This is a genomic window from Citrobacter braakii (assembly GCF_009648935.1).
GTDB lineage: Bacteria > Pseudomonadota > Gammaproteobacteria > Enterobacterales > Enterobacteriaceae > Citrobacter > Citrobacter braakii.
Map to the genome: position 1 here is coordinate 1955015 of NZ_CP045771.1, position 23111 is coordinate 1978125.

At 51.2% G+C, this 23111-nt stretch carries 17 protein-coding genes; 14 read left to right on the plus strand and 3 right to left on the minus strand.

The features are described from left to right. Positions 1-401: 401 nt before the first annotated feature. Positions 402-1766, minus strand: coding sequence for a nucleotide 5'-monophosphate nucleosidase PpnN (ppnN, locus tag GFC06_RS09130; protein ID WP_003840366.1), 1365 nt, complete (start codon positions 1764-1766; stop codon positions 402-404). Positions 1767-1879: 113 nt separating this feature from the next. Continuing rightward, entirely contained in the window at positions 1880-2728 is an 849-nt protein-coding gene (gene queF / locus GFC06_RS09135; protein ID WP_153690058.1) for an NADPH-dependent 7-cyano-7-deazaguanine reductase QueF, read from the minus strand. A gap of 68 nt (positions 2729-2796) precedes the next feature. Between queF and syd the strand changes: the two genes are divergently transcribed. The 10 genes from syd to GFC06_RS09185 all read left to right on the plus strand — a co-directional run bounded on the left by syd (position 2797) and on the right by GFC06_RS09185 (position 13790). Beyond that, positions 2797-3342 carry a SecY-interacting protein gene (syd, locus tag GFC06_RS09140; RefSeq protein ID WP_016157357.1) on the plus strand — a complete coding sequence of 182 codons (546 nt, stop codon included), beginning with the start codon at positions 2797-2799 and terminating at the stop codon, positions 3340-3342. Between the two features lie 631 nt (positions 3343-3973). Beyond that, positions 3974-4303 carry a YqcC family protein gene (locus GFC06_RS09145; RefSeq protein WP_016154244.1) on the plus strand — a complete coding sequence of 110 codons (330 nt, stop codon included), beginning with the start codon at positions 3974-3976 and terminating at the stop codon, positions 4301-4303. Continuing rightward, the gene (gene truC, locus GFC06_RS09150) at positions 4303-5085 is read left to right on the plus strand and encodes a tRNA pseudouridine(65) synthase TruC (RefSeq protein WP_047499384.1); all 783 of its coding nucleotides are present in this window, start codon (positions 4303-4305) and stop codon (positions 5083-5085) included. Before GFC06_RS09145 ends, truC begins: the two co-directional genes overlap by 1 nt. A gap of 19 nt (positions 5086-5104) precedes the next feature. Next, entirely contained in the window at positions 5105-5554 is a 450-nt protein-coding gene (locus tag GFC06_RS09155; protein WP_047499385.1) for a flavodoxin, read from the plus strand. Between the two features lie 324 nt (positions 5555-5878). Continuing rightward, positions 5879-7552 carry a hypothetical protein gene (locus GFC06_RS23370; protein WP_228522549.1) on the plus strand — a complete coding sequence of 558 codons (1674 nt, stop codon included), beginning with the start codon at positions 5879-5881 and terminating at the stop codon, positions 7550-7552. Further along, a complete protein-coding gene (locus GFC06_RS09165) occupies positions 7530-7946 on the plus strand; it encodes a hypothetical protein (RefSeq protein WP_137352542.1) in 417 nt (138 codons plus the stop codon). The genes GFC06_RS23370 and GFC06_RS09165 overlap by 23 nt, the downstream gene beginning before the upstream one ends. A 563-nt stretch (positions 7947-8509) precedes the next feature. Then, complete coding sequence (gudP, locus tag GFC06_RS09170; RefSeq protein WP_016154241.1) at positions 8510-9862, plus strand: galactarate/glucarate/glycerate transporter GudP; 1353 nt, start codon at positions 8510-8512, stop codon at positions 9860-9862. Positions 9863-9864: 2 nt separating this feature from the next. Beyond that, on the plus strand, positions 9865-11205 hold the full coding sequence (locus tag GFC06_RS09175; protein WP_029139643.1) for an enolase C-terminal domain-like protein: 1341 nt from the start codon (positions 9865-9867) through the stop codon (positions 11203-11205). 20 nt (positions 11206-11225) lie between these two features. Beyond that, positions 11226-12566 (plus strand): glucarate dehydratase, encoded by a 1341-nt coding sequence (gene gudD, locus GFC06_RS09180; protein WP_065554334.1) that lies wholly within the window; start codon positions 11226-11228, stop codon positions 12564-12566. Positions 12567-12647: 81 nt separating this feature from the next. Next, entirely contained in the window at positions 12648-13790 is a 1143-nt protein-coding gene (locus GFC06_RS09185; RefSeq protein WP_016154238.1) for a glycerate kinase, read from the plus strand. A 59-nt stretch (positions 13791-13849) separates the two neighbouring features. Here the strand turns inward: GFC06_RS09185 and barA are convergent, their stop codons facing one another. Next, on the minus strand, positions 13850-16597 hold the full coding sequence (barA, locus tag GFC06_RS09190; RefSeq protein WP_016154237.1) for a two-component sensor histidine kinase BarA: 2748 nt from the start codon (positions 16595-16597) through the stop codon (positions 13850-13852). Positions 16598-16654: 57 nt separating this feature from the next. Between barA and rlmD the strand changes: the two genes are divergently transcribed. The 4 genes from rlmD to pyrG all read left to right on the plus strand — a co-directional run bounded on the left by rlmD (position 16655) and on the right by pyrG (position 23079). Continuing rightward, positions 16655-17953, plus strand: coding sequence for a 23S rRNA (uracil(1939)-C(5))-methyltransferase RlmD (gene rlmD, locus GFC06_RS09195; protein ID WP_153690059.1), 1299 nt, complete (start codon positions 16655-16657; stop codon positions 17951-17953). Positions 17954-18060: 107 nt separating this feature from the next. Beyond that, positions 18061-20295 carry a GTP diphosphokinase gene (relA, locus tag GFC06_RS09200; protein WP_047357898.1) on the plus strand — a complete coding sequence of 745 codons (2235 nt, stop codon included), beginning with the start codon at positions 18061-18063 and terminating at the stop codon, positions 20293-20295. Positions 20296-20425: 130 nt separating this feature from the next. Then, positions 20426-21217 carry a nucleoside triphosphate pyrophosphohydrolase gene (mazG, locus tag GFC06_RS09205; protein WP_049040397.1) on the plus strand — a complete coding sequence of 264 codons (792 nt, stop codon included), beginning with the start codon at positions 20426-20428 and terminating at the stop codon, positions 21215-21217. A 224-nt stretch (positions 21218-21441) separates the two neighbouring features. Further along, complete coding sequence (pyrG, locus tag GFC06_RS09210; protein ID WP_016154233.1) at positions 21442-23079, plus strand: glutamine hydrolyzing CTP synthase; 1638 nt, start codon at positions 21442-21444, stop codon at positions 23077-23079. Positions 23080-23111 lie beyond the last annotated feature (32 nt).

Sequence of the window (23111 nt, forward strand, 5' to 3'; positions counted from 1 at the left end):
TCGCGATCCCAAATGCAATAATCCACCTTTTATGTGGATAAATTTGGACCATTAATCTGTTAAAAAATAGTCAAAGCGAATTTACGGGCGCGAAGGCTAACATTAACGACATATATCATGAAAGCGAAGGCGCGAAGATACGAGCGTTACGCTGTAAAAACTGTTGTTTTTAGAGGATTTTGGCGACTAATAATAATTTCCTAAGATAAATCACGGTTGGGTTTTAAAGGTAATCGTTTGCGCAGCGCGTTATTTTTAATGAAACATCATCGGTATTTATATGATCGTCTGAGCTATGTGACTGGTATCACTAAAAAAAGCCGGGAGGCTGATGCGCCAAACCCGGCTTTGATATGGACAAAACTGTCACCGCGATAGCGTCTGCTGGCGGCTGTTGGAGGTTAGGCGCAAATCTCGTAGCAAGGGATATACGCGGAGCCTGGTAACTTCATACGATGCTGTGCAACAAAGCCCTGCAGGAGATCGTCCATGCGGCGCATCATTTCGCGGTCACCGTGGATTTTGTACGGGCCAAACTCTTCAATGGCGCGGATCCCGACTTCCTTCACGTTACCGGCTACAATCCCCGAGAACGCACGGCGCAGGTCTGCCGCCAGTACTTCCACGGGTTGATCCGGGTACAGCTTCAGGTTAGCCATGTTTTCATGGGACGGCTCGAACGGCATCTGCAAATCAGGCGCGATACGAATCGACCAGTTAAAGCTGTAGGCATCACCGGTGTCACGGCGGTTCTCTTTCACCAGCGGCATCGCTTTTTTCATCAGACGAGCCACTTCTGCCGCATCGTCTATGATAATGCGATAGTGGCGACGCGCATCTTCCCCCAGCGTGTGCACGATAAATTCGTCCAGCACGCGGAAGTAATCGGCGCTCTCTTTTGGTCCAGTCAGGATCAGCGGTAAAACCTGATCTTTGTTGGCCGGGTTCATCAGGATCCCCAGCAGATACAGCAGTTCTTCTGCTGTCCCTACGCCGCCTGGGAAGATGATTATACCGTGGGCGATACGCACGAACGCTTCCAGACGTTTTTCAATGTCCGGCATGATGATCAGTTCGTTAACCAGCGGGTTAGGCGGCTCAGCGGCAATGATTGACGGTTCGGTCATACCGATAAAGCGGCTGTCTTTGTATCGTTGCTGGGCGTGACCGACCGCAGCGCCTTTCATTGGCGCTTCCATCGCCCCCGGACCACAGCCGGTACAGATGTTCAGTTCGCGCAGGCCCAACTGGGTACCAACGCGACGGGCGTACAGGTACTCATTTTCGTTGATTGAGTGACCCCCCCAGCAGACGACCATGTTCGGCGCTTCACCCACGTGTAGCGCCCGGGCATTGCGCAGGATCGAGAATACCAGGTTGGTAATATGCACCGAGCTTTCGAGATCCAGATGCTGAAAGCGACCGGCGTTATGGATCTGGCCATTGACGAACAGAATGTCGCGCAGCACAGCAAACAGGTTGGCCTGCAGTGCGCGAATAATGCGTCCATCAACAAACGCATCTTCAGGCGGGTTGATCAGTTCCAGCTTTACGCCCCGTTCGCGGCGCAGCACGTTAATGTCGAAACTTTCAAAGCGTGACAGCAGCTCTTTGCTGTTGTCGGTCAAACTGCCGGAGTTCAGAACGGCAAGCGAACAGTTACGAAACAGTTGATACAGGTCGCTGCTGGCCGTGCGTTTAAGCATATCGACTTCCAGCTGCGACAACATGTCCATTGAGCCAAGCGGGCTAATATGTGTAATCAAGTAAACTCCTTATGGGACGCAACACGTCATTCCCTGTTGATTACAATAGCCCTGGCTTATGACCTTTCACAACCTTGCGCGCGGAATCCGGCACGCAAAATTGAGAAAAAAGATTACTGACGTACCAGACGCCCCGTTGCTGGGGTGAAATCGGTGTTGGTGCGCCATGGGTTAATGTCCAGGCCGCCACGTCGCGTGTAGCGTGCGTAAACGCTCAGTTTCTCCGGCTGGCAGAAGCGCAGAATGTCATTGAAAATGCGCTCCACGCACTGCTCGTGAAACTCATTATGGTGACGGAAGGAGACCAGATAACGCAGCAGCTTCTCGCGATCGATTCTCCGTCCGCGATACTGAATCTGTATGGAGCCCCAGTCCGGCTGGTGGGTGATCAAGCAGTTAGACTTCAGCAGATGGCTGACCAGCGTCTCTTCCACCGCTTTTTCACCGCCAACGGCATTTTCCAGATACTCTGTGCTGAACTGGTAGTTATCGATGACAATATCCTGATTGTCGATACAGGTGCCGTTAAAGTGGGCTATCGGTTGTCCTTCCAGTTCGTCAAGACGGTACAGCGCTACGCTGACATCACCCTGAGCACAAGCGCGCAGATCGTTTTCCAGCGTCTGGCGTACCGCATCCCAGGAATCAAAACGCGTCTGGTTAAAACTGTTCAGGTAAAGCTTAAAGCTTTTCGATTCGATCAGATTTACGCTGGTGTAATCCAGTTCTACATGACCGACCGCTACCTGCGGTAAACCGTTGGCATTCAGCCAAGACAGTTCATATAGCGTCCAGATATCGGCACCGTGAAAAGGCAGATTATCGGCCTGTAAATCCAGCGGGTCGCGGTTCAGGCTGCGTGGAACGCCCTGCAGCAGGCTGGCATCGTAATTGTCACGGTAATCTGTTGATTTACCGAGAGTCAGGCCGTCAAGCGCCTGATGATTTTCATAAGAGGACATGTTTCACCGTCATAAACCAGATACACTATGAGACAAGTGTATCCTGGCTTTTGTGAAGAGAGAAATCAGTGGACGAATTGACAGCGCAGGCGTTGACAGCCTTTACGACACGTTATTGCGACGCATGGTACGAAAAAAACAACAGTTGGCCCCTCAGCGAAGAGCTGTATGGCGTACCTTCTCCGTGCATCATTTCTTCCACAGACGATGCGGTATTCTGGCAACCTCAGCCTTTTGTCGGCGAAAAAAACCTCAATGCGGTTGAACGCGCCTTTGATATCGTGATACAACCAGCCGTTCACGCTTTTTACACCACCCAGTTTGCCGGGGACATGCACGCGCAGTTTGCGGATGAAAAACTAACGCTGCTGCAAACCTGGAGCGAAGACGACTTCAGGCGCGTTCAGGAAAACCTGATTGGTCACCTGGTTACGCAAAAGCGCCTCAAGCTGTCGCCTACGCTTTTTATTGCCACCCAGGACAACGAGCTTGACGTCATTTCGGTGTGCAATCTCTCCGGTGAAGTGTGCAAAGAAACGCTGGGAACCCGTAAACGAACGGTGCTGGCGGACTCACTTGCGGAATTTCTCACTCAGCTTAAGCCAGTTCTGTAATCCAGATTGCCCTGAATCTTGTGAGAGATCTCTTACAAACCCTGTAGGACATTGCCAGGTGATAAGTAAAGACTTAATGAACGGATAAAATAATTATTCCTTATTATTCATGAATTTAATGTTTTATTGTCAACTTTCATACGAAAATAATCTTAAGGGAGTGTCTGTAAGCATCTTGTAAGACAAGGCGAAACAGGCGATTCTATATCTGTCGACAAGGAGTCGCACAACGAAGAGAACATCAGGATGATGGCTCTTCGGCAGGACACACCAGGACGGTGTTACAAGGACAGGCTTCAGGATGAAGCAAAGCGGAAAGCGCTGGATGCGTTAAGGGACACCTCCAGGATGGAGAATGAGAGCCGGTCAGGATGTTCGGCGGGTCAGGATGGCCAGGACACTTCAGGATGAAGTTTTCACATCGGGGTGATGTGAGCAGGATGCACAAGTTCAGGATGAACAAGGTCGCAAGACCACAGGAAAAGTTGTCACGGATGAGCAGGGAGCACTAAAAGTAGCTGGAACGCTGCGAAACGAACCGGGAGCACTGTTTTTACAGTGCTCCCTTTTTTTATTTCCCTTCACTAGTGCTATTCTTCGCGCCAGATTTTTCATCATTGAGGTTAATTTCATGACGACTCATGACCGTGTGCGCCAGCAGTTACACGCGCTTGAAGCGCTACTGCGTGAACATAATCACTGGCGGTTGGATGAGCCTGCAGAGCATCTGTTTACCAGCACGCAGCCTTTTTGTATGGATACCATGGAGCCGGTTGAGTGGCTGCAATGGGTATTGATTCCCCGCATGCATACGCTGATTGATAACGCTCAACCGCTTCCGCAGGCTTTTGCCGTCGCACCGTATTACGAAATGGCGTTGGCAGCCGATCACCCGCAACGCGAAATTCTGCTGACGGCATTGCAGGAGTTGGATGCACTGTTTACAAGTGATAACGCCTGATGCTGGAGATTCTGTATCAGGACGAATGGCTGGTCGCAGTTAACAAACCTTCGGGCTGGTTGGTTCACCGCAGTTGGCTCGACCGGGATGAGAAAGTGGTGGTGATGCAAACGGTACGCGACCAGATTGGCCAGCACGTTTTTACCGCCCACCGACTCGACAGACCGACTTCCGGAGTACTGCTGATGGGGCTGTCCAGCGAAGCCGGGCGGCTGCTGTCCCAGCAATTTGAACATCATCAAATTCAGAAACGCTATCATGCGATTGTGCGTGGCTGGCTGATGGATGATGCCGTGCTGGATTACCCGCTGGTCGAAGAACTGGATAAGATCGCCGATAAATTTGCCCGTGATGATAAAGGCCCGCAGCCTGCCGTCACCCATTATCGCGGTTTGGCGACGGTTGAGATGCCGGTAGCGACCGGGCGTTATCCGACGACCCGTTACGGATTGGTGGAACTGGATCCTAAAACCGGTCGAAAACACCAGCTCAGACGCCATCTGGCGCACTTACGTCATCCAATTATCGGCGACAGTAAGCACGGTGATTTGCGGCAAAACCGCAGCGCCGCTGAGCACTTTGGCTGTCAGCGTTTGATGCTTCATGCCAGCCAGCTTGCGCTGACTCATCCTTTTACCGGCGAACCGCTGGTTATTCGCGCCGGGCTGGATGATGTCTGGATGCAGGCGCTATCACAGTTTGGCTGGCGTGGACTTCTCCCTGAGAATGAAAGGGTTGAGTTCAACGGGCTGTCAGGTCAGGATGAGCAGATAGATTCTTAAGTCCCAGGAGATTACGGTTATGGCGGAAATTGGAATTTTTGTCGGCACGATGTACGGAAACGCGTTGCTGGTTGCCGAAGAGGCCGAAGCTATTTTGACGGCGCAGGGTCATAAAGCCACGGTGTTCGAAGATCCCGAGCTCAGCGACTGGCAGGCATATCAGGAAAAATATGTGCTGGTGGTGACCTCAACGACCGGACAGGGCGATCTGCCGGATAGCATCGTGCCGCTGTTTCAGGGGATCAAAGATAATCTCGGTTTCCAGCCAAATCTGCATTACGGGGTAATTGCGCTGGGTGACAGTAGCTATGTTAATTTCTGCAATGGCGGCAAGCAGTTCGATGCACTGTTGCAGGAACAAAGCGCCCACCGTGTTGGGGAAATGCTGCTGATTGACGCCAGCGAGCATCCTGAACCGGAAAGCGAATCCAATCCGTGGGTAGAAAACTGGGGAACCTTGCTTAAATAACCTTGCGCCCGGCAGCGCTTTGTTTGCACGGGCCTGTGACAAATGATGGACATGGAGAGAACAATCTGATTATCACTAAGGGAGATTTGCTTTAATTTATCTGTATTATAAATACAATCGCATAATTTTATTTGTAACCCGAATTTATAAAAATTAAATTCGGGTTTTTTATTATTTATGAGATCAAAAGCACAAACAAATAACCCGGTTATCATGCTTTAATAAAAACAGGCCCAAAATCTGGATTTTGTGAATGAATTAATGAGGTGAATAAATGAGATAGAATGATAATAATTGGAAATTATTAAGCTAAGGAGATGCAATTTGTTTACTTTGTATAATTCACGGGATTTTAGCCAAAGCGCCAGATTAGAAGACTTCGAAAAAATAATTTCACCTAAAGAAGGTATTAGGTTAGCAAGGATATATTATGAACTTGATGATGATAAAAATCAGCGCTCAACTATATTTGGCCTGCCACAGAGAAAATGGAATGTAAACCGATATTCTTCTGGTGCGTATGAAAGGCCCTCTATTGGTAGATGTAATCGCATTTATGATGAGATACAACACAAATTAAGCGTGGGCTGGATAATAGCGATAGATTATGATGAGCATTGGTCCTGGGACAGAAATCCTTTTTATTTTGATCAGGACGGGGAGTTAGTTTATGAACCATTTATGCCTGATGTATTCGACAGTATCTTCGCAGAGAGAGTAAGGAGAGCTTATCAGGAAACCCTCGACAGGGGACTGGGAAGAAAAACCAGACCCACTCAAAAGATTGAGTATGGCGCACCAGGTTATCTTGAACCCACACTAAAACCTCTTGCCGTAGTACCAAGGCATTCATGTCCGGTTGAAGAGGATAAACCGTCTCGCGAACCTGTAGATGCAGGATTTTGTGTACTGCCCTATGAGGCCACACCGTCATCTTTCGAATCCAGCTTTTTTATTAATCCTCCGGATGGTACACGTGAGTTATATCACAAGCTCAATCCAGATATAAAAAAACAACCGGGTTCAATTCTGCTTGTCGTTGATCCTGAAAAGCAAGATCAGCAACAGATTGAAATATTGCAAAAAGCGCGTGATCGAATTGATAACGCGCTTGCACCATTAACACTGCCAGAAGCCCGTGTGTTACACAAAAATAGAGCTTCCGTGGATATTTTTTCTTCACAATTATACAGCGATGCTTTAGGACAAAGCGGGGATATCTTAGGTTACATAAAAGATACCGGTGGGGGGTATTATGAAGAAATAAATAAAACACTCAATGAAATACAGTCGCTTTATAAGAAAACATATAGTAGTAATTCTGGTCGTATTTCTGGAGAGGAGTTTTTTGGTCAACGAGAACGACTATTTAAAAAATTAGACGGTATTTTGAATAAATTCTCAAAAGAACGGCTAAATTTAAAACAATATGAAGATATAAAGCAGGCATTAGGTTTATCAACCAAATCGATTATGCATAAGTGGGATCAAACAGGAGTAAAGGATATTGAGGGATATGCAAGCTACATAGAAAAGTCAGCCAAACTGATAAAAATAATGAGAACAACAGGCTATGTAGGTGTTGGTCTTGATTTTGCGAGTTATACAACTAACGTTTATGAAGCTTGCGCAAAAGGACGTGAAAGCGAATGTAGAAAAGCAGCGATAACGGAGTACAGCAAATTCGGCTTCAAACAAACTGCAAGTTTTGCTGGCGGAGCTGCCGGGGGAATTATGGGGAGAGCCGCGTGTACATGGGTTCTGGGATTGATTACATCAGAAGCAGGAGGTATTGGCGCAAGTGTATGTTTGGTAAGTGGCATTGCTTCAAGTATTGCAGGAGGTAAATTTTTGGAAAAAATGGGTGAGAAACTAGGTGATAGGTTTGGTGGATTAGTGAATGACGATATTGATAATCCAGAACTTAAACTGTATGACCCAGATTCATTTAATGAAGCAGCAGGTATTCTAATATATGAAAAGATTTTTAACAGATAATCTAGATGTCATTAATATGAGCCTTGGCATAATGCTGGTTATTATAACTTTGATTTTAATACTTATTTCTTATGTGATAAATGATGAGAAGTATAAAAAAATAGTAATATTATACGAGGAGGAGTTTGGTCGTCTTCCTATCACTGCAAGTTTGGCGAGAACAGCAAGCTTAATTGGTACTCCCGGTATCTACTTTGCAAAAATAGATTTCATTATGTCTAGTCTGATTTTTCCCTATAACAGGGTTTTTAATAATGATATGAGTATTGAAGCATATCATTTTATTCGTTCCTTACCCAAAGAATTAACCACCGGGTTTAAAGTTGAAGCGGCGTTCTGGTTTGTTGAGTTTATTGTTCTGGCTTTTTTGGTGATCCTTTATTATTTTTTCTGAAAAATCGAATGTTAATAGGGACTCCAATAAACTAGAGTCCCTTTTTTATTTTTATTTTTATTTTTATTTTTATTTTTATTTTTATTTCAATGTCCCATATTCCTGATCAACAATCTCACCATAATTAGCGGCAGGTAATAACCCCACTAAAAAACAATTGAGTCACGTTAGGAGTTGGTGCGCAATCTAAGAGATCAGCTTCCTAAACTGTTAGTCGTCATAAGTAGTAGCGCCTTAAACCCAGATGGGCACCGCTGGTTAGATGTTGCCGCTACCCGGCAACAAATCGCCCACCAAACGCCAATTTCGTGAAGCATCTTCCATTCCCTTAGGCTTATGCCATAAACAACCTCATTCACCTCCCGCAATGTTGTGTTTTTGCACGGTGAGGGTAAGAGGCACTCCTTCATATACTTTTCCCGTCAGTTCCCGAAAAGGCAGCGAGTCAGAATAAAACGGCCCTGAGCTGTACCAAAACTGCCACACACTAACCTCTCATTCTGATCACCCTACAGGTGCTGTACAGAATGAACTGGCGAAAGCCAAGATTCAGGAGTGCAACAATGAGTTCATTAAGTCAGGCGGCGAGCAGCGCGGAAAAACGCACTAACGCTCGCTACTGGATAGTGGTGATGCTGTTTATCGTCACATCCTTCAACTACGGCGATCGCGCCACCTTATCCATCGCCGGCTCGGAGATGGCCAAAGATATTGGTCTGGATGCGGTAGGGATGGGGTATGTATTCTCCGCTTTTTCATGGGCCTATGTTATCGGTCAGATCCCCGGCGGCTGGCTGCTCGACCGCTTCGGTTCAAAACGTGTTTACTTCTGGTCCATTTTTATCTGGTCCATGTTTACCCTGCTGCAGGGCTTCGTCGATATCTTCAGCGGCTTCGGCATTATCGTTGCGCTGTTTACCCTGCGCTTCCTCGTAGGGTTAGCCGAAGCGCCATCCTTCCCTGGCAACAGTCGTATTGTGGCGGCGTGGTTCCCGGCGCAGGAAAGGGGCACGGCGGTCGCTATTTTTAACTCGGCGCAGTACTTTGCCACCGTGATCTTCGCGCCAATCATGGGCTGGTTGACCCACGAAGTGGGCTGGTCGCATGTGTTCTTCTTTATGGGCGGTCTCGGGATTGTTATCAGCTTTATCTGGCTGAAGGTGATTCATGAACCGAACCAGCATCCGGGCGTAAACCAAAAAGAGCTGGACTACATTGCCGAAGGCGGAGCGCTGATCAATATGGATCAGGCGGCAGCCAAAGCCAAAGTGCCGTTCAGCGTGAAGTGGGGGCAGATCAAGCAACTGCTGGGCTCACGAATGATGATCGGTATTTATATCGGCCAATACTGCATAAATGCACTGACCTACTTCTTTATCACCTGGTTCCCGGTTTATCTGGTACAGGCACGCGGTATGTCGATTTTGAAAGCCGGTTTTGTTGCCTCTGTCCCGGCCATTTGCGGATTCGCAGGCGGCGTGCTCGGCGGCATTATTTCCGACTGGCTGATGCGCCGTACCGGTTCGCTGAATATCGCCCGTAAAACGCCAATCGTACTGGGTATGCTGTTGTCGATGGTGATGGTGTTCTGTAACTACGTCAACGTAGAGTGGATGATCATCGGCTTTATGGCGCTGGCCTTCTTCGGCAAAGGTATCGGTGCGTTGGGATGGGCGGTGATGGCCGATACTGCGCCAAAAGAGATCAGCGGTTTGAGCGGCGGTCTGTTCAATATGTTTGGCAACATCTCCGGTATCGTTACGCCAATTGCTATCGGCTACATCGTAGGTACTACAGGCTCGTTTAACGGTGCGTTGATTTACGTCGGGGTGCATGCGCTGATTGCTGTAGTGAGCTATCTGGTGTTGGTGGGTGATATTAAACGTATCGAACTGAAACCTGTCGCAGGGCAATGATGATGACAACACAATCGAGTCCTATTATTACCGATATGAAGGTCATTCCGGTGGCCGGTCATGACAGCATGCTGCTCAATATTGGCGGGGCGCATAACGCATACTTTACCCGCAATATCGTCGTGCTCACCGATAACGCCGGAAATACCGGCGTCGGTGAAGCGCCGGGCGGCGAAGTGATTTATCAGACGCTGGTGGACGCGATTCCACAAGTGTTGGGCCAGGAAGTCGCGCGCCTGAATAAGGTGGTTCAGCAGGTGCATAAAGGCAACCAGGCCGCTGATTTTGACACCTTTGGTAAAGGTGCCTGGACCTTTGAACTGCGGGTAAATGCGGTGGCCGCGCTGGAAGCCGCACTGCTCGACCTGCTGGGCAAGGCGCTGAACGTACCGGTCTGCGAACTGTTAGGGCCAGGCAAGCAGCGCGATGCGGTCACCGTGCTCGGCTATCTGTTCTACGTGGGAGATCGCAGCAAAACCGATCTGCCGTATCTGGACAGCACGCCGGGTAACCATGAGTGGTATCACCTGCGTCACCAGCAGGCGATGAACAGTGAGGCGGTGGTGCGTCTGGCTCAGGCTTCGCAGGATCGCTACGGCTTTAAAGATTTCAAACTCAAAGGCGGTGTGCTGCCTGGCGAGCAGGAAATCGACACCGCTCGCGCGTTGAAACAATGTTTCCCGGATGCGCGTATTACGGTCGACCCTAACGGTGCCTGGCTGCTGGATGAAGCTATCTCCTTGTGTAAAGGGCTGAACGATGTTCTGACCTACGCCGAAGATCCGTGCGGCGCAGAACAGGGTTTTTCTGGTCGCGAAGTGATGGCCGAGTTCCGCCGTGCAACCGGTCTGCCGGTAGCAACGAATATGATAGCTACCAACTGGCGTGAGATGGGCCATGCGGTGATGCTCAACTCGGTAGATATTCCACTGGCCGATCCGCACTTCTGGACCCTTTCCGGTGCGGTACGCGTGGCACAGTTATGCGATGACTGGGGACTGACCTGGGGCTGCCACTCTAACAATCATTTTGATATTTCCCTGGCGATGTTCACCCACGTCGGTGCCGCTGCGCCGGGCAACCCAACGGCGATCGACACCCACTGGATCTGGCAGGAGGGCGATTGCCGCCTGACCAAAAATCCGCTGGAGATTAAACACGGAAAAATTGCGGTACCCGACGCGCCCGGCCTGGGCGTGGAACTGGACTGGGATCAGGTACAGAAAGCGCATGAAGCCTATAAGGCGCTGCCCGGCGGCGCGCGTAATGACGCAGGCCCGATGCAGTATCTGATCCCTGGATGGACTTTTGACCGTAAACGTCCCGTTTTCGGCCGCCACTAATTTTGAATAAGGACTTAATTATGAGCGCACAATTTACTACCCCAGTCGTAACCGCGATGCAGGTGATCCCGGTTGCGGGCCATGACAGCATGCTGATGAATCTGAGCGGCGCACATGCCCCGTTCTTCACGCGTAATATTGTGATTATCAAAGATAACTCCGGTCATACCGGCGTGGGTGAGATTCCCGGCGGCGAAAAAATTCGTCAGACCCTGGAAGATGCCATTCCGCTGGTGGTGGGCAAAACGTTAGGTGAATACAAAAACGTACTGAATGCGGTCCGCAATACCTTTGCCGATCGTGATGCCGGTGGCCGTGGTTTGCAGACCTTCGATTTACGTACCACTATTCATGTGGTTACCGGGATCGAAGCGGCCATGTTGGATCTGCTGGGTCAGCATCTGGGCGTTAACGTCGCATCTCTGCTGGGCGACGGTCAACAGCGTAGCGAAGTTGAAATGCTGGGTTATCTGTTCTTCGTCGGTGACCGTAACGCGACGCCGCTGCCGTATCAGAGCCAGCCGGATGAGAAATGCGACTGGTATCGCCTGCGTCATGAAGAGGCGATGACCCCGGATGCAGTGGTGCGCCTGGCGGAAGCCGCATATGAGAAATATGGTTTCAACGATTTCAAACTGAAAGGCGGGGTGTTGGCCGGGGAAGAAGAAGCGGAATCTATTGTGGCGCTGGCGAAACGCTTTCCACAGGCACGCGTCACGCTCGATCCCAATGGTGCGTGGTCGCTGAATGAAGCGATTAAAATTGGTAAGTACCTGAAAGGATCGCTGGCTTATGCGGAAGATCCGTGCGGCGCCGAGCAGGGGTTCTCAGGCCGTGAAGTCATGGCGGAATTCCGTCGTGCTACCGGCCTGCCGACCGCCACCAACATGATTGCCACCGACTGGCGTCAGATGGGACATACGCTGTCGTTGCAGTCCGTGGATATCCCGCTGGCGGATCCGCACTTCTGGACTATGCAGGGTTCTGTCCGCGTTGCGCAGATGTGTCATGAGTTTGGGCTGACCTGGGGCTCGCACTCTAACAACCACTTTGATATTTCGCTGGCGATGTTTACTCATGTTGCGGCGGCGGCGCCGGGCAAAATTACCGCTATCGATACCCACTGGATTTGGCAGGAAGGCAATCAACGCCTGACCAAAGAGCCGTTTGAAATCAAAGGTGGCATGGTGCAGGTACCGGCGAAGCCGGGTCTGGGCGTGGAGCTGGATATGGATCAGGTTATGAAAGCTCATGAGCTGTATCAGCAACATGGACTGGGAGCGCGCGATGATGCCATGGGAATGCAGTATCTGATCCCGAACTGGACGTTTGATAATAAGCGTCCGTGCATGGTACGCTAAGCGAACTGGGACCGCTCCCACAAAGGGGCGGTTTTTCTCCTGGTGTATGCTTAACACAGTCAACATGCGTAAGGATGCTTTATGAAAATAGTAATCGCACCGGATTCCTATAAGGAAAGTTTGAGTGCGCTTGAAGTGGCAACGGCTATTGAGCTGGGATTTCGTGAGATCTGGCCTGAGGCGAATTACGTGAAGATCCCGGTCGCGGATGGCGGTGAGGGAACGGTCGAAGCGATGGTTGCCGCAACGCAAGGCCACCTTGTGCATGTTGATGTTACCGGCCCTCTGGGTAAAACGATTCAGGCATTTTATGGTTTATCCGGGGATGAGCGTTCGGCGTTTATCGAAATGGCGGCCGCCAGCGGACTGGAGCAGGTTCCCGCAGGTTTACGCGATCCGCTGAAAACGACCTCCTGGGGAACCGGGGAGCTAATCCGTCATGCGCTGGACGCGGGCGTTGAACATATCATTATCGGCATTGGCGGCAGCGCCACCAATGATGGCGGTGCCGGGATGGTGCAAGCGCTGGGAGCAAAATTACTGGATGCGCAAAATAACGATATTGCTCATGGCGGGACTGGCCTTGAATCACTCGCCCGGATTGATATTTCTCAGCTAGACCCGCGTCTTGCCGCGTGCCGTATTGAAGTGGCCTGCGATGTGACTAATCCGTTGACCGGTGAAGAGGGGGCCTCTGCGGTCTTCGGTCCGCAAAAGGGGGCGACGCCGGAGATGATTCTTCGTCTTGATCGGGCGCTCACGCATTATGCGCAACTCATTGCCCGCGATCTGGACGTCAACGTGCTGGAATTGGCGGGTGGTGGCGCGGCTGGCGGTATGGGGGCGGCACTGTATGCGTTTTGCGGTGCGCAGTTACGCTGCGGTATTGAGGTCGTGACGGATGCGTTACACCTCGACGACTGCGTTGCGGATGCGGATTTAGTGGTCACGGGTGAAGGACGTATCGACAGCCAGACCATTCACGGTAAGGTTCCGGTTGGCGTGGCGAAGGTGGCAAAGCGTTACAACAAACCGGTTATTGGCATTGCCGGCAGCCTGACGGCTGATGTCGGTGTTGTACATGAGCATGGGCTGGATGCGGTTTTTAGCGTTATCTATACCGTTTGCACACTGGATGAGGCGCTGAAGAACGCGAGTGAGAACGTGCGAATGACGGCGCGAAACGTGGCCGCGACCCTGAAAGCGGGTCAGCAATTACGTTGAATGATGTGGCATGAAAGCCGGATAAGACGCGTGAGCGTCGTCATCCGGCAATCAGATCTTTACCCTAACAACTTCTTCGCTTCGCGCGCAACGTTATCCATTTCATCCAGAAGCTCTAAAAACTCAGGCTCCAGCTCTTCTTCTTTGCTCCCGCTACGTAATTGCTGCTCAATCAGCTGACACAGGTTTTTCATGCGGGGAACGCCGCTATAACCGCAACTGCCATGCAGTTTATGGATCATATCCACCAGTCCTTCAGGGTTTTCACCGACCAGCTGTTCTTCAATTTTGTTACGCACTTCGGGCAGAAAATCGAGCAGCATTTGCAGCATATCCCGCGCCAGATCGTTTTTACCGGCGGCTTGCCTTAACGCCAGTTGCCAGTCGAGTGTGGTATTCGGATTGACGACCGGTTCAACAGCGAGCGCCCTCAGCGATGTGCTCGCGCCGGGTTTGTAGCGTAACAGCAGATTATGCAGCTTATCTTCTTCGATAGGCTTCGCCAGGTAATCATTCATCCCGGCGCTGAGCAGCTTCTCTTTTTGCCCGGCCATGGCATGCGCGGTGACCGCAATGACCGGCGTCTGTTGTTGATGAGGAAGCTGGTGGATCAGTTCGCAGGCGCGAATACCGTCCATGTCTGGCATCTGAATATCCATCAGGATGAGATCAAACTGCATCTGTTTGGCGCGATCTACAGCCTGATGTCCGCTGTCGCAGAGCACGACGTGCTGCACTTTATCTTCCAGCAGTGCGCCAATCAGCTTGAGGTTCGCCGGGTTGTCGTCCACCGCCATGACGGTCATCGCAATTTTGCTCTCGTCTAACAGTAGCGGAGCCGCGCTGTGGTTCAGTTGACAATACTCTGTCAACGCTGGCAGTAAGCGGGTTGAGGTAAGAGGTTTCAACAGGCACGCCGCCGCGCCGCCCTGCTTTAATTTCTCGGCGTTGATCTGCGCATGGCAAGGCAGAGCCAGTAACAAAAAGTCGGTCATCGCCGCTGCGCTTGCCAGCCGCTCATGCTGCATGGTGAGCGGTTCGCGTAAAGTGACCGGTATGCCAAGCAGCAGAATATCGTAGTGATCCTTCGGCAGCCCGGAGAATGAAGGGCTGTAAATCACTTCCAGCGGTGTTTCACTCAAGATATCTAACGTGCATTGCGCGGCAGTGGCGTTAGGTTCAACGTAGGCCAGCCGCTTTCCGGCCAGACAGTGCGTGGTTGAGCGATCCACGAGAACGTTAGGGTTGAGATCGAGGCTGATATGGAACCAGAACGTGGAGCCCCGGTTCGGCTGGCTGTGGAAGGAGATATCTCCGCCCATTTCATTGACCAGCTTTTGCGTAATGACCAGACCCAGTCCGGTCCCGCCGTGGCGGCGGGAAATACTGGCATCGGCCTGGCGGAAGGCCTGGAACAGGCGTGACTGATCGCGCTCAGGGATGCCAATTCCGGTATCGCGGATTTGCACTTCAATTTGCACTTTCGTGTTACTGAGGGCGCGTTTCTCGACCAGAATGTCGATATTGCCGCCTTCGGTAAATTTGATGGCATTGCCAACCAGATTAGTGATTACCTGCTGTAAGCGCAGCGGGTCCCCGATGACGTTGTCCGGCACGTCATTCTTAATATTTAGCGTCAGTTCAAGCCCTTTATCATGGGATGAGTGCGCTAACAGCGTGACGACGTCATCCAGCGTGCTACGCAGCGGGAATGGGATGCTTTCCAGAATCAGTTTGCCCGCCTCAAGTTTGGAGAAGTCGAGCACATCATTGATGATGGCCAACAGATTGTTGGCCGAGCGTTCAATCGTATTCAGGTGATCGCGCTGCGTCGTGTTGAGCTCGGTTTTAAGCGTCAGGCGGGTGAAGCCAATCACGCCATTCAGCGGCGTACGCAGCTCATGCGACATGTTAGCCAGAAACTCAGACTTAATACGCGCCGCTTCCTGGGCGCGTTTCTTCGCCAGATCCAGTTCGACGTTCTGGATTTCCATCTGCTCCAACGTTTCGCGCAGGTCAGAGGTGGCCTGGTCGATGTTGTGCTGCATCTCTTCATGGTAGGCCGCAAGTGACATCGCCATCGAGTTGATGCCATTTTTGAGCATATCCAGCTCGCCCAACATGAAACCTTCGACGCGGCTGTCGAGCTGTCCTCTACGTATTCGGTCAACGGTATTTACCATATTGCGAATCGGGCCAGTCACGTCGCGCATCAGACGCCAGCCAAAAATTAACGCAATACCGATACAAAACAGCATCATTACGCTGGAGATAAAGATCTCTTTATACTGCTGCAATCTTACTGACTTAAGGTCCAGTTCAAGCGCCACATACCCCAGCATATTTTCCGTATTTTTGGCGTCGCTGACGGCAGATTCATCCGGCGAATAGCTTTCCGATATAATTGGCGTTCGCAGGATCATAATATCCCCGAGCCGGGTGACGCTCAGCTTTCGGGGAAATGGTGAACCGGTTGCCAGCTGCATTTCAGACGGATCGAGATGAAAATTGGATGTGACAAACAGCCGATTATTCTCGTCATAGACAGAAATTGCCCGCACGATATCGGAATGGCGACGATGCAGCACGCTGATAAGTTGGCCGATGGATTCTCTGTTTTGCAGATTCATGCCATATTCGCTGGAGACCGCGAGTGGCTCAATGATGCTGGCGCCAGCATCTTCCAGTTGACGCTGCAAGTCGTTATAGCGATGCACAACAAAAAAGATACTGAGCAGCAAACCAATCAGGACGGTCGGTGCCAGGATCAGAATCATCATGCGTGCGCGCAGGCTGTAGTTGGTCATGGAGTTCCGTTATGGGACAATTAGGGTCACACTGTTAAATAGAGAAATATCTCGTCGATGGCGCAATTCTACTCTGCAAAACGACGCGTGACGACGCGTCAGATCATAACCGTTACCGTCAATGACCTTGATCCTTTCGGCCAGGGCGTTGCTCGCCATAACGGAAAGGCGTTGTTTATACCGGAATTGCTACCTCAGGAAAGCGCCGAGGTGGTGATTACCGAAGATAAAAAACAGTTCGCCCGCGCGCAAGTAAAACGACGTTTAAACGACAGTCCGCAGCGTGAAGTGCCACGTTGCCCGCATTTTGGCGTGTGCGGCGGCTGCCAGCAGCAGCATGCCAGCATCTTGTTGCAGCAGCGTAGCAAAAGCGCGGCGTTGTCGCGTTTAATGAAATGTGAAGTGTCGGATGTTATAGCTGATACCCCGTGGGGCTATCGTCGTCGCGCCAGGTTGAGCCTGAACTATCGGCCAAAAGAACAAAAATTGCAGATGGGGTTTCGCAAATCCGCATCCAGCGACATTATCGATGTCAAACAATGCCCTATTTTGGTGCCCCAGCTTGAAGCGCTCTTGCCCCACATCCGGGCGTGTCTGGAAAGTCTGCAAGGGTTACGCCATCTTGGTCATGTCGAGCTGGTGCAGGCGGGGAGCGGAACCCTGATGATTTTGCGCCACACGGCGCCATTAAGTGTTCAGGACAAAGAAAAACTGGAATGCTTTTCGCATTCTCAGGGGCTGTCTTTGTTTCTGGCCCCGCAAAGCGAGATACTGGAATCAATATCAGAAGAGTCGCCCTGGTATGACTCAAATGGACTACGGTTAACCTTCAGCCCGCGTGATTTTATTCAGGTCAATGAAGGGGTAAACCAACAAATGGTGGCCCGTGCGCTCGAATGGCTTGATGTGCAACCTGAAGATCGCGTACTCGATCTGTTCTGTGGAATGGGTAATTTTACCCTGCCGCTGGCAACCCGGGCTGCAAACGTGGTGGGGGTGGAAGGGGTACCGGCGCTGGTGGAAAAAGGCCGGGAAAACGCGCTGAATAACGGATTACACAATGTGACATTCTTTCATGAAAACCTTGAGGAAGATGTTACCCGGCAGCCGTGGGCGAAAAACGGATTCGACAAAGTATTGCTCGATCCTGCGCGTGCGGGGGCTGCAGGTGTGATGCAACATATTATAAAATTAGAACCTATACGCGTTGTTTATGTATCCTGTAACCCGGCAACGCTGGCTCGTGACAGCGACGCTTTGCTCAACGCGGGATATGTCATACGGCGACTGGCGATGCTCGATATGTTCCCGCACACTGGACACCTGGAATCAATGGTCCTGTTTGAGCGTATGTAATAAATTTTGTACCCATTGGATTTCGGGTGGTAATGCAGCGTGAAAGACGAAAGACAATGGGTATGGCTTGTCGACTTCGACAGGCCAGGCCCCTTAAGGAGAGGACAATGGTTGCGGTAAGAAGTGCACATATAAATAAAGCTGGTGAGTTTGATCCAAAGAAATGGATCGCGAGTCTGGGGATCTCCAGCCAGCAGTCGTGTGAACGCTTAGCCGAAACCTGGGCGTACTGCCAGCAGCAGACACAGGGGCATCCGGATGCGGAACTGCTGCTGTGGCGTGGCGTAGAGATGGTAGAAATACTCTCCATGTTGAGCATGGATATCGACACGCTGCGCGCAGCAATGCTGTTCCCTCTGGCAGATGCCAACGTGGTCAGTGAAGACATCCTGCGCGAGAGCGTGGGCAAATCCATTGTTCATCTTATCCACGGCGTGCGGGATATGGCGGCAATACGCCAGCTTAAGGCCACTCATACCGATTCAGTCTCATCCGAACAGGTCGATAACGTTCGCCGCATGCTGCTGGCTATGGTGGATGATTTCCGCTGTGTGGTCATCAAGCTGGCGGAGCGGATTGCACATCTGCGTGAAGTGAAGGACGCTCCAGAAGATGAACGCGTTCTGGCGGCAAAAGAGTGCACCAATATCTATGCGCCGCTGGCCAACCGTTTGGGTATCGGGCAATTAAAATGGGAACTGGAAGATTACTGCTTCCGTTACCTGCACCCGGCTGAATACAAACGTATTGCCAAGCTGCTGCACGAACGTCGCATCGATCGCGAGCATTACATTGATGAGTTCGTCGGTCATTTGCGCTCAGAGATGAAAACGGAAGGCGTCAAAGCCGAAGTGTACGGACGTCCGAAACACATCTACAGCATCTGGCGCAAAATGCAGAAAAAGCAGCTGGCCTTCGATGAACTTTTCGACGTGCGCGCGGTGCGTATCGTGGCGGAGCGTTTACAGGACTGCTATGCCGCGCTCGGGATAGTGCATACTCACTATCGCCATCTGCCGGATGAGTTCGATGACTATGTCGCTAACCCGAAACCCAACGGCTATCAGTCAATTCATACGGTTGTGCTGGGACCGGGCGGCAAAACCATTGAAATTCAGATCCGTACGAAACAGATGCACGAAGATGCCGAACTGGGCGTTGCGGCACACTGGAAGTACAAAGAGGGCACCGCTTCAGGCGTAGCGCGCTCTGGTCATGAAGATCGTATTGCATGGCTGCGTAAGCTGATCGCCTGGCAGGAAGAGATGGCGGACTCTGGTGAAATGCTGGATGAAGTCCGTAGCCAGGTCTTTGATGACCGAGTGTACGTCTTTACGCCAAAAGGCGACGTTGTGGACTTACCTGCGGGCTCCACACCGCTCGATTTTGCTTATCATATTCACAGTGATGTGGGGCATCGTTGCATTGGCGCGAAAATTGGCGGGCGCATCGTACCGTTTACCTACCAGCTGCAGATGGGCGATCAAATTGAAATTATCACCCAGAAACAGCCTAACCCAAGCCGCGACTGGCTGAACCCTAACCTCGGTTACGTAACCACCAGTCGGGGGCGTTCGAAGATCCACGCCTGGTTCCGTAAACAGGACCGCGACAAAAACATCCTTGCTGGCCGCCAGATCCTCGACGATGAGCTGGCGCATTTAGGCATTAGCCTGAAAGAAGCGGAAAAGCACCTGCTGCCGCGCTACAGCTTCAATGAGCTGGATGAGCTGCTGGCGGCGATTGGTGGGGGGGACATTCGCCTCAACCAGATGGTGAACTTCCTGCAGGCGCAGTTTAATAAGCCAAGCGCAGCCGAACAGGATGCCGCCGCGCTGAAACAGCTTCAGCAGAAAACGCAGGCGCCGCAGAGTCGCCGTAAAGACGACGGTCGCGTGGTGGTGGAAGGGGTGGGTAACCTGATGCACCACATCGCGCGCTGCTGCCAGCCGATTCCAGGCGATGAAATTGTCGGGTTTATCACTCAGGGCCGCGGTATTTCCGTGCACCGGGCGGATTGCGAACAGTTGACCGAGCTGCGCTCCCATGCGCCGGAACGTATTGTTGATGCGGTTTGGGGCGAAAGCTACTCGGCAGGATATTCGCTGGTGGTTCGCGTCCAGGCTAACGATCGCAGCGGCTTATTACGTGATATCACCACGATTCTTGCCAACGAGAAGGTGAACGTGCTGGGGGTTGCCAGCCGGAGTGATACCAAACAGCAGCTGGCTACCATCGATATGACCATCGAAATCTATAACCTGCAGGTGCTCGGGCGCGTGCTTGGCAAGCTGAACCAGGTGCCGGATGTGATCGACGCACGTCGTCTGCACGGTAATTAATTATTTTATAGGCCAGATAAGTTTGCATGCCTGGTGAGGCGCGTTAGCGTTGCCATCAGGCATTGCCATGTTGCCGGATATCGGCTGTCGTCTTATCTGGCCTCGCGTATTGAAATTTCAGGATATTCCAATGAATCAAATCGACCGACTGCTCGGTATTATGCAGCGCCTGCGCGACCCGGAAAACGGTTGTCCCTGGGACAAAGAGCAGACATTCGCCACTATTGCCCCTTACACCCTCGAAGAAACCTATGAAGTGCTGGACGCAATTGCGCGGGAAGACTTCGACGACCTGCGTGGAGAGCTGGGTGACTTGCTGTTCCAGGTGGTGTTTTACGCCCAGATGGCGCAGGAAGAAGGACGTTTCGATTTCAATGATATTTGCGCCGCCATCAGCGATAAGCTTGAGCGTCGCCACCCACATGTTTTTGCTGATGTTTCTGCCAGTAACAGCACTGAGGTGTTGACCCGCTGGGAGCAAATCAAAAGCGAAGAACGCGCCCAGAAGGCGCAGCATTCCGCGCTCGACGATATTCCCCGAAGTTTACCGGCGTTAATGCGCGCCCAAAAAATCCAGAAACGCTGCTCTAATGTTGGCTTTGACTGGAAAACATTAGGACCGGTTGTCGACAAGGTTTACGAAGAGATTGATGAAGTCATGTTTGAGGCGAAGCAGGCTGTTGTCGACCAGGCTAAACTGGAGGAGGAAATGGGCGACCTGCTGTTTGCGACGGTCAATATGGCTCGGCATTTAGGCACTAAAGCTGAGATCGCATTGCAAAAAGCGAACGAGAAATTTGAGCGCCGTTTTCGTGAGGTTGAGCGAATTGTAGCGGCTCGGGGTCTGGAAATGACTGGTGTTGATCTGGAAACTATGGAAGAAGTCTGGCAACAGGTAAAACGGCAGGAAATTGATCTCTAAGGGATTTCGTCGGTCAAGGGCGATTTGTGTGATTTTTTAAATAACAAGCGCTTGATTTACGTCAAAAACATTTACCCCAAAGGGGCTATTTTCTCACTCCCGATGTTTATGTGAGCCTGGTGAAGAGGAGGAATAATGAAAGTTTGTGGCGCTCGTCATGTTCGGGTATACTACTTTCCCGTCTTGGTAATTCCATCGTTTCACCCTAACTTCTCAGGTCCAGCATGACAACGAACTATATTTTTGTGACCGGCGGGGTCGTATCCTCTCTGGGTAAAGGCATTGCCGCAGCCTCCCTGGCAGCCATTCTTGAGGCTCGTGGCCTCAACGTGACCATGATGAAACTGGATCCGTATATCAACGTCGATCCAGGTACTATGAGTCCAATCCAACACGGGGAAGTGTTCGTTACTGAAGACGGCGCTGAAACCGACCTGGACCTGGGTCACTATGAGCGTTTCATTCGTACCAAAATGACTCGCCGCAATAACTTCACTACCGGTCGAATTTACTCCGATGTCCTGCGCAAAGAGCGCCGTGGCGACTATCTGGGTGCAACCGTACAGGTTATCCCGCACATCACCAACGCGATTAAAGAGCGTGTCCTTGCCGGTGGCGAAGGTCATGACGTCGTTCTGGTTGAAATCGGCGGTACGGTCGGTGATATCGAATCCCTGCCATTCCTGGAAGCGATTCGCCAATTAGCGGTAGATATCGGTCGTGAACACGCGCTGTTCATGCACCTGACTCTGGTTCCTTACCTGGCCGCTGCCGGTGAAGTCAAAACTAAACCGACTCAGCACTCGGTAAAAGAGTTGCTGTCTATCGGTATCCAGCCTGACATTCTGATCTGTCGTTCCGATCGCGCGGTTCCGGCCAACGAACGTGCAAAAATTGCATTGTTCTGTAACGTGCCAGAAAAAGCCGTTATTTCAATGAAAGATGTCGATTCCATCTATAAAATTCCAGGCCTGTTGAAATCCCAGGGCCTTGACGATTATATTTGTAAACGATTCAGCTTGAACTGTCCGGAAGCTAATCTGTCAGAATGGGAACAGGTTATCTACGAAGAAGCGAATCCGGCAGGCGAAGTGACTATCGGTATGGTCGGCAAGTATATTGAACTGCCGGATGCCTATAAGTCAGTTATCGAAGCATTGAAGCACGGTGGTCTGAAGAATCGTGTCACCGTCAACATTAAGCTGATCGATTCGCAAGATGTCGAAACGCGCGGCGTTGAGATCCTGAAAGGTCTTGATGCAATCCTGATCCCTGGCGGCTTCGGCTACCGTGGTGTTGAAGGTAAGATCGCGACAGCGCGCTTTGCGCGTGAAAACAATGTTCCTTATCTGGGTATTTGCCTGGGTATGCAGGTTGCGTTGATTGAGTTTGCACGTAACGTAGTGGGTATGGATAACGCCAACTCCACGGAATTTGTGCCAGACTGTAAGTACCCGGTGGTGGCCCTGATTACCGAATGGCGCGATGAAGACGGCAACGTTGAAGTCCGTACCGAGAAGAGCGATCTGGGCGGCACAATGCGCCTTGGCGCCCAGCAGTGTCAGTTGAGCGACGATAGCCTGGTTCGTCAGCTGTACGGCGCGCCGACAATTGTTGAACGCCATCGCCACCGTTACGAAGTCAACAATATGCTGTTGAAACAGATTGAAGCTGCGGGTCTGCGTATTGCAGGCCGTTCCGGTGATGATCAGTTGGTCGAGATCATTGAGGTACCGAATCATCCGTGGTTCGTGGCCTGTCAGTTCCACCCGGAATTTACTTCCACGCCACGTGATGGGCACCCGCTGTTTGCCGGCTTTGTGAAAGCCGCCAGTGAACATCAGAAGCGTCAGGCGAAGTAAGAAGTAAAAAAGTTAGAACGGCAATGCACCCA

Coding starts and splice junctions, on each gene's coding strand:
- queF (WP_153690058.1), bottom strand. CDS start 2,728: ATGTCCTCTTATGAAAATCATCAGGCGCTTGACGGCCTGACTCTCGGT.
- GFC06_RS09145 (WP_016154244.1), top strand. CDS start 3,974: ATGACGACTCATGACCGTGTGCGCCAGCAGTTACACGCGCTTGAAGCG.
- truC (WP_047499384.1), top strand. CDS start 4,303: ATGCTGGAGATTCTGTATCAGGACGAATGGCTGGTCGCAGTTAACAAA.
- GFC06_RS09155 (WP_047499385.1), top strand. CDS start 5,105: ATGGCGGAAATTGGAATTTTTGTCGGCACGATGTACGGAAACGCGTTG.
- GFC06_RS09165 (WP_137352542.1), top strand. CDS start 7,530: ATGAAAAGATTTTTAACAGATAATCTAGATGTCATTAATATGAGCCTT.
- gudP (WP_016154241.1), top strand. CDS start 8,510: ATGAGTTCATTAAGTCAGGCGGCGAGCAGCGCGGAAAAACGCACTAAC.
- GFC06_RS09175 (WP_029139643.1), top strand. CDS start 9,865: ATGACAACACAATCGAGTCCTATTATTACCGATATGAAGGTCATTCCG.
- gudD (WP_065554334.1), top strand. CDS start 11,226: ATGAGCGCACAATTTACTACCCCAGTCGTAACCGCGATGCAGGTGATC.
- GFC06_RS09185 (WP_016154238.1), top strand. CDS start 12,648: ATGAAAATAGTAATCGCACCGGATTCCTATAAGGAAAGTTTGAGTGCG.
- barA (WP_016154237.1), bottom strand. CDS start 16,597: ATGACCAACTACAGCCTGCGCGCACGCATGATGATTCTGATCCTGGCA.
- rlmD (WP_153690059.1), top strand. CDS start 16,655: ATGGCGCAATTCTACTCTGCAAAACGACGCGTGACGACGCGTCAGATC.
- relA (WP_047357898.1), top strand. CDS start 18,061: ATGGTTGCGGTAAGAAGTGCACATATAAATAAAGCTGGTGAGTTTGAT.
- mazG (WP_049040397.1), top strand. CDS start 20,426: ATGAATCAAATCGACCGACTGCTCGGTATTATGCAGCGCCTGCGCGAC.
- pyrG (WP_016154233.1), top strand. CDS start 21,442: ATGACAACGAACTATATTTTTGTGACCGGCGGGGTCGTATCCTCTCTG.